The 5,587-nt window shown below is 35.1% G+C and carries 6 protein-coding genes; 1 reads left to right on the top strand and 5 read right to left on the bottom strand.

Features of this window, described 5'->3' with window-relative positions:
- From ABWO41_RS14815 to ABWO41_RS14805, 3 genes are all read right to left on the bottom strand, one after another.
- The coding region (locus ABWO41_RS14815) for a hypothetical protein (RefSeq protein ID WP_353139709.1) at positions 1 to 228 on the bottom strand (228 nt) is incomplete at its 3' end.
- A gap of 95 nt (positions 229 to 323) precedes the next feature.
- Positions 324 to 2,729, bottom strand: a complete 2,406-nt coding sequence (locus ABWO41_RS14810) for a glycoside hydrolase family 3 N-terminal domain-containing protein (protein ID WP_353139706.1) — start codon at positions 2,727 to 2,729, stop codon at positions 324 to 326.
- 6 nt (positions 2,730 to 2,735) lie between these two features.
- The gene (locus tag ABWO41_RS14805) at positions 2,736 to 3,602 is read right to left on the bottom strand and encodes an AraC family transcriptional regulator (protein WP_353139703.1); all 867 of its coding nucleotides are present in this window, start codon (positions 3,600 to 3,602) and stop codon (positions 2,736 to 2,738) included.
- A gap of 223 nt (positions 3,603 to 3,825) precedes the next feature.
- Between ABWO41_RS14805 and ABWO41_RS14800 the strand changes: the two genes are divergently transcribed.
- Positions 3,826 to 4,725, top strand: coding sequence for a helix-turn-helix domain-containing protein (locus tag ABWO41_RS14800; protein ID WP_353139700.1), 900 nt, complete (start codon positions 3,826 to 3,828; stop codon positions 4,723 to 4,725).
- On the opposite strand, the gene ABWO41_RS14795 is transcribed toward ABWO41_RS14800, so the two are convergent.
- A complete protein-coding gene (locus ABWO41_RS14795) occupies positions 4,722 to 5,069 on the bottom strand; it encodes an L-rhamnose mutarotase (RefSeq protein ID WP_353139697.1) in 348 nt (115 codons plus the stop codon). The two genes, ABWO41_RS14800 and ABWO41_RS14795, sit on opposite strands and share 4 nt — an antisense overlap.
- Positions 5,070 to 5,239: 170 nt before the next feature.
- A complete protein-coding gene (locus ABWO41_RS14790) occupies positions 5,240 to 5,449 on the bottom strand; it encodes a hypothetical protein (protein WP_353139694.1) in 210 nt (69 codons plus the stop codon).
- Positions 5,450 to 5,587: the final 138 nt, after the last annotated feature.

Below are 5,587 nucleotides of genomic sequence, written 5' to 3'. Positions count from 1 at the left end.
ATTTACTTTCTGCGTCTCTCCCTCATTAGCATAGAAATTGTATCCCAGGCTGCCATCCGTGTTAACAAAAAGCATATTTGTTGTAGGCTTGTATGGCTCTGTATCTAGGTCTGGTGGAGGGACTTCCTTATCATCCTCCTTTTTGACAGCTTCTGCCTCTTTCGATTTTTTACAACCAAAATTGATTAAGAGAATAAATGCTAAAAAAAAGTTTAATGCGATTTTCATGATGAGGTACTTATTATAATTACTATTCGCAAATAAATGATTGTTAGACTTATTCTATTCTCTTATTTTGGCATATTTATACCATTATATTGGCTTTATAATGTGAATTTTTCTCTAAGCCTGATATCTTCTGAAGAACTGCCTATCTGTACTTCAAACTCTCCAGGTTCAACTGTCCATTTCATGTCCTTATCCAGCATTGCCAAATCTTTTTTAGCGAATTTCAGCGTGATATTTTTTGTCTCACCTGCTTTTAAATGTATTCTTTCAAAAGCCCGCAGCTGTGTATCGTATGTAATGATGCTGCTTATCAAATCTCTAAAATAAAGCTGAACTACTTCGTCCCCTGCTCTTTTTCCAATATTCTGCAGTATAAAACTGGCAGAAATACTGTCTTTATCAGCAAAATCTAAACTTAAATTACTGTACTCAAATTTTGTATAACTCAGACCATAGCCAAAAGGATACAAAACACCGTTTACTCTTGACTTTCCAAAGCCATTATCTCCAGCGGATGGCTGATTTGCATGAGATCCCGGTTTAAAAGGGAAATTTAGCTCGATTTGGCCTATTGATTTTGGAAAAGTAACCGAGAGCTTTCCGCCGGGATTATTGTCACCAAAAATTGTTTCTGCCACCACTTTACCAGCAGAGGGCCCCAGAAACCAGGTTTCTAATATGGAGGTTAAATAGTGATTTTCCCAGTTTATTGTTAAAGGTCTGCCATTTACTAAAATCATTATAACGGGTTTCCCTGTTGCATGCAAAGCTTTTAATAAGTTCAATTGCCTGCCTGGGAGATTTAAACTTGTTCTTGACAAACTTTCACCAACTATTTTTTCGTTTTCTCCTACAACAGCTATAATAACATCTGAGTTTTTTGCCTTTTCCACAGCTTCATTTACCATTTGCTGCTCTTTTTCAGAAATACGTTCGTCTATAATTTCTGTTCCCGGCCAGCCGTCATTTACAACCTCACAACCTTTAGCAAAATCAATATTTAATTTCCCGTTATTGTATTGCTTTAACCCTTCTAAAATAGAGATCGATGGATTGTTTGAAGGTCCGTATCTGCTTATTGTATAACCGATTTCTGTTGCCAGTGGCCCTGTAACCAATATTTTTTGGTCTTTATTTTTATCTAATGGAAGAAATTCATTTGCATTTTTCAGTAAAACTATAGACTCCCTATTCATTTGCTCAGCAAATTTTTGATCATCTAAGGTATGTACTTTTTTATCTGAAACTTTCGGATTTTCTGTAAAGGGTTTATCAAAAAGCCCTAATCTGAACTTTACAGATAATACCTCCCGCACCCGTTGGTCTAAAGTTTTCATATCTAAAGAACCATCTGCAACGGAGGCTCTTAAGTTATTGATGTAGTTTTCTGGTTGTCTAAAGTTTGTCCATACGTTCAAACCCGCTTTCAGCGCAATAACCGAAGCTTCCTTAAAATCTTTAGCTACCCTGTGTTTAGAAGCTATAAACTCAACCGCTTCACTATCAGAAACTACGTATCCATTAAATCCATATTGTTTTCTTAACAACTCGGTCAGGAAATAGAAGCTTCCTGTAACCGGAATACCATCCCAATCATTATAGCTACTCATGACCCCAAATGGCTTCGCTTCCTGAATTACTTTTTTAAATGGGTACAGATGAATCTGATGTAATTCTCTGGGTGTAACATGCGGATCGGTTCTGGCATGCCCGTCCCTTCCTCCTTTTGGTACGCTGTATACGGCATAATGTTTTAAAGTAGCAGCAATTCCGTTACTTTGCAATCCGTTCACCATATTTTTCCCCAGCTCTCCTATTAAAAAGGGGTCTTCACCATAACATTCTACTACCCTTCCCCACCTTGGATCTCTTGCCAAATCGAGAATAGGTGCATAGACATTTGTATAGCCTAAGGCCTTAGCTTCACGACCTGCAATTTCTCCAGCCCTCCTCACCAAGTTTTTATTCCAGCTACTACCTATTCCTATTGGGGCACAAAATGGTGTTGCCCGATCGTGGCAAAGGCCATGTATTCCTTCATTGGTAAAATCTACCGGAATTCCCAAACGGGTTTCTTCTATAAACCATTTCTGAAGCGTGTTTATCGCCTCGGCATGTTTACTATATGGAAATGAATACTCGGTTTGCGCTTTTTTATTATTGGGGAGACTATTTAATGCCTCATCCATATTTGCTATACCGTCTTTCCAAATAGCCTGTTTCCAATCTGGCGTCGGCATTTCATCTTTAAGTACCCTGCCGTATCCATATAAAGTCGCCGTTTGGTTTGTTTTCTCAGCAACAGTCATTTGGGATAATAAATCTTCAACTCTGTTTTCTACGGTCTGCAATTGATCTTCAAAGACGTCTTTTACTCCGTTCTTATTAAAATCTATCCAATTTTTATGATAGATGGTTTTGGATTTCTGTGCATAAATAGAACCAGCTGTAAATGTAAATGCAGCAAAAGCGTATTTAAAGATTGAAGATTTATTCATCATGATAATTTAAACTGCCGAGAATTCTCGTTGATACATTAAAGGACTTTTACCAGTTATACCTTTAAAACATTTGTGAAAACTTGCAAAATTGTTGAATCCGCTTTCATAACAAACCTGTTTGATATTCATCTTTTTATCAATTAATAGCCTACAAGCCTGCCCCACTTTTATTTCCATTAAAAATTGAGAGTATGTTTTTTGAGTCCTCGATTTAAAATATCTGCAGAATGAATTAGGACTAACCTTTGCAACATCTGCTATCTCTTCTAAATTTATCTTATTTCTGAAATTTGCATAAGAGTACTCGTAAATATCTTTGATTCTATCTTTATCTATTTCCTCCATATTATAAACAAATCCCAGAGATGATAAAACTTCTATATGCTTGCTCCTGCTAATTTCCAAAAGGGCCTGAATCATATAAATAATTCTTTCTGTACCGTTAGATAGTAACATTAAGTCTAATAATTCTGCAATTTTCCCTTTATCTCCATCAATTATTCTAATTCCTCTTTTTGATTTCTCCAGAATATCTTTAATGGGTTTATTTTCGGGAAGATTCAGAAAAAGGTTTCCCAGAAAATTCTCTGAAAAGTGCGCCACTTTAATATCTGCGTCATAAGGTGACTCATTCAGAAATGATTCTTCGAATTTCCAGTAATGAGGCAGATTCGAACCAATAAGAAGAAGATCTCCCGATTCGAATTTAGCAATACTGTCTCCCACGAATTGTGTTCCGTAACCTTTGTTAAAATGTATAAGTTCAACTTCGGGATGATAATGCCATTTATTATTCATCACTGGTCTTGAATCCTGACGTACACTAAATGACTGTGCAGGTCCCATGGAAACTTTAAGTAATTGCGGTTTCATGTTTAATTCATTTTAAGGTTTAACATTCATTTAACAAACTCAAAAACAACCAAATACATTCCAACCCCGGGTAAATACCCGAACTATCTCAGTTTTTTAATAATTGTAAGCTATAGGTTTCTTTGTATTTTTTTGCCTATAATTGATTAATGTAAAGTACACAAACTTATTTCAGTATTTGTGTATATATATCATTCATATTTATGTACAAAACAAACATACAATGAAAGAAAAAGTAACAGAGAAAACAAAAAGAGACCCATCTGAAATAATTCAGATTTTTAACGATGTAAATATTAAACTTTTATGTTGCCGATATTGGGTTTTAGACGAATGGGAGTGCAATGATTTCTCTGTTCCATTCTGGCGCATTTACCACAATACTATTGCGGGAGCCAAGATTTATTTCGAAAATATAGTTGTAGAACCTCAAAAGGGAAGTATTGTGATCATACCACCGCATACTAAATTCGCAACAAGATTAAAGCAGGACAACAATAGCGAAGAAAGTATTTCCGGAAGAAAAATAAGAAACAACGAAACCCTTGAGACTATTGAAAAGGACAATAAAATAGATCATTTGTTTATTCATTTTTCTTTGGGATTTCCTTTGGATTTCGCAAAAAAAGGAGTTAACGTAACCCCATGTGATGATTATACATATAATCTTATACAGCGAATACAAAAATCATGTAAGGATGATACCATATTCAGTTTTAACGAGTGTATGCAGATTAAGCAGTTAATTAGTGATTCTTTACTTCACTTAAAAAACGATACCTGGAAATATGAGACTATAGATCAACGGGTTTTTACTGCTATGCGCACTATCGAGAAAAATTTCAAATTAAAAATAACTAATGAAGAGCTGGCAGAAAAAGCAAACATGGCTGTAAATTCCTTTTCCAGATTATTTAAAATAAGCACTGGAATTTCAATTCAACAATATGTGATAAAGGTTAAAGTAGAAAACGCGTGTAGTATTATGCACCATACGGATAAGACCATAGATGAGATAGCGTTTGATTGTGGTTTTTTCGACAGGCATCATTTTTCAAAAACCTTTAAAAAGGTGATGAATATAACACCTGTTTATTACAAAAAGCGCCTTACTATGAATTAATGGCTTTCTAAATCTGCCAATGAGAATATTCTATCCATTAAAACCCATTTTTCTCCAGGTTTGGCCCCAGGCATTTCTTTTTGGTACTTCCACATTATTTTTTCCCATTCCTGTACCTTTTCACTTTCCTGGTCTATCACTTCCTTTCTCTCAAAGGAGAATAATTCGCTGGTTTCCATAATCATGAATAAGCGGTTTTTGTAACGATATATCTCCATATTCATCACCCCCGACAACTTGATATTTTCCAATACCTCTGGCCATACCCGCTCATGCCATTCCGTATATTCTTTAATTAATATAGGATCATCTATTAAATCAAGAGCCAAACAATACTTCTTCATTCCGTTACTTTTAGAAAGATCTAGGTTTCAAACTTTCTGCAAGTAACTAATTTGATAGATAAAAAAATTTTGCAAAATCGTCCATTTATTAAGCATAATTGGCATTTTACAAAAAAAGCAGCATGAGCTTAATTATATCATTCTCACGCTGCCCTATAAAGTGATTCTTTTTAAACTCCCGGTTCTTTATCCAAACCTATCGGACCTTTATGCTTTCTTGCCCTGTCAGCAGGAGATGTTGTAAAATCATCTATATCGTCTATAACAGATGTTGGACTATCGTTCCCTGTTTTGCCTTCGGATTTTTCAGGATGACGTTCTCTTTTTTCTAATTCTTTTTCCTTTTGTTCGTTAAGCTTTTCTAAAGTGCTCTTAGCCATAATACCCTCCTCTTTAAGTTGTTAAACATAGATATGGGTAAAAAGAACAAATAATCTGCCAACCTATTCGTTATCTGTATAAATTTCCTTTACTTTTCCGATCACATAGTCGATTTAATATTCGGTATTTTATTTAGA

Source organism: Pseudopedobacter sp. (genome assembly GCF_040392825.1).
Taxonomy (GTDB): domain Bacteria; phylum Bacteroidota; class Bacteroidia; order Sphingobacteriales; family Sphingobacteriaceae; genus Pseudopedobacter.
The sequence above is the reverse complement of the archived record's forward strand: the minus strand, read 5'-3'. Positions and strand labels throughout refer to the sequence as shown.

What these genes read in the sequence shown, in the direction of transcription:
- ABWO41_RS14810 (WP_353139706.1), bottom strand. Translation starts at nt 2,729, where the DNA reads ATGATGAATAAATCTTCAATCTTTAAATACGCTTTTGCTGCATTTACA.
- ABWO41_RS14805 (WP_353139703.1), bottom strand. Translation starts at nt 3,602, where the DNA reads ATGAAACCGCAATTACTTAAAGTTTCCATGGGACCTGCACAGTCATTT.
- ABWO41_RS14800 (WP_353139700.1), top strand. Translation starts at nt 3,826, where the DNA reads ATGAAAGAAAAAGTAACAGAGAAAACAAAAAGAGACCCATCTGAAATA.
- ABWO41_RS14795 (WP_353139697.1), bottom strand. Translation starts at nt 5,069, where the DNA reads ATGAAGAAGTATTGTTTGGCTCTTGATTTAATAGATGATCCTATATTA.
- ABWO41_RS14790 (WP_353139694.1), bottom strand. Translation starts at nt 5,449, where the DNA reads ATGGCTAAGAGCACTTTAGAAAAGCTTAACGAACAAAAGGAAAAAGAA.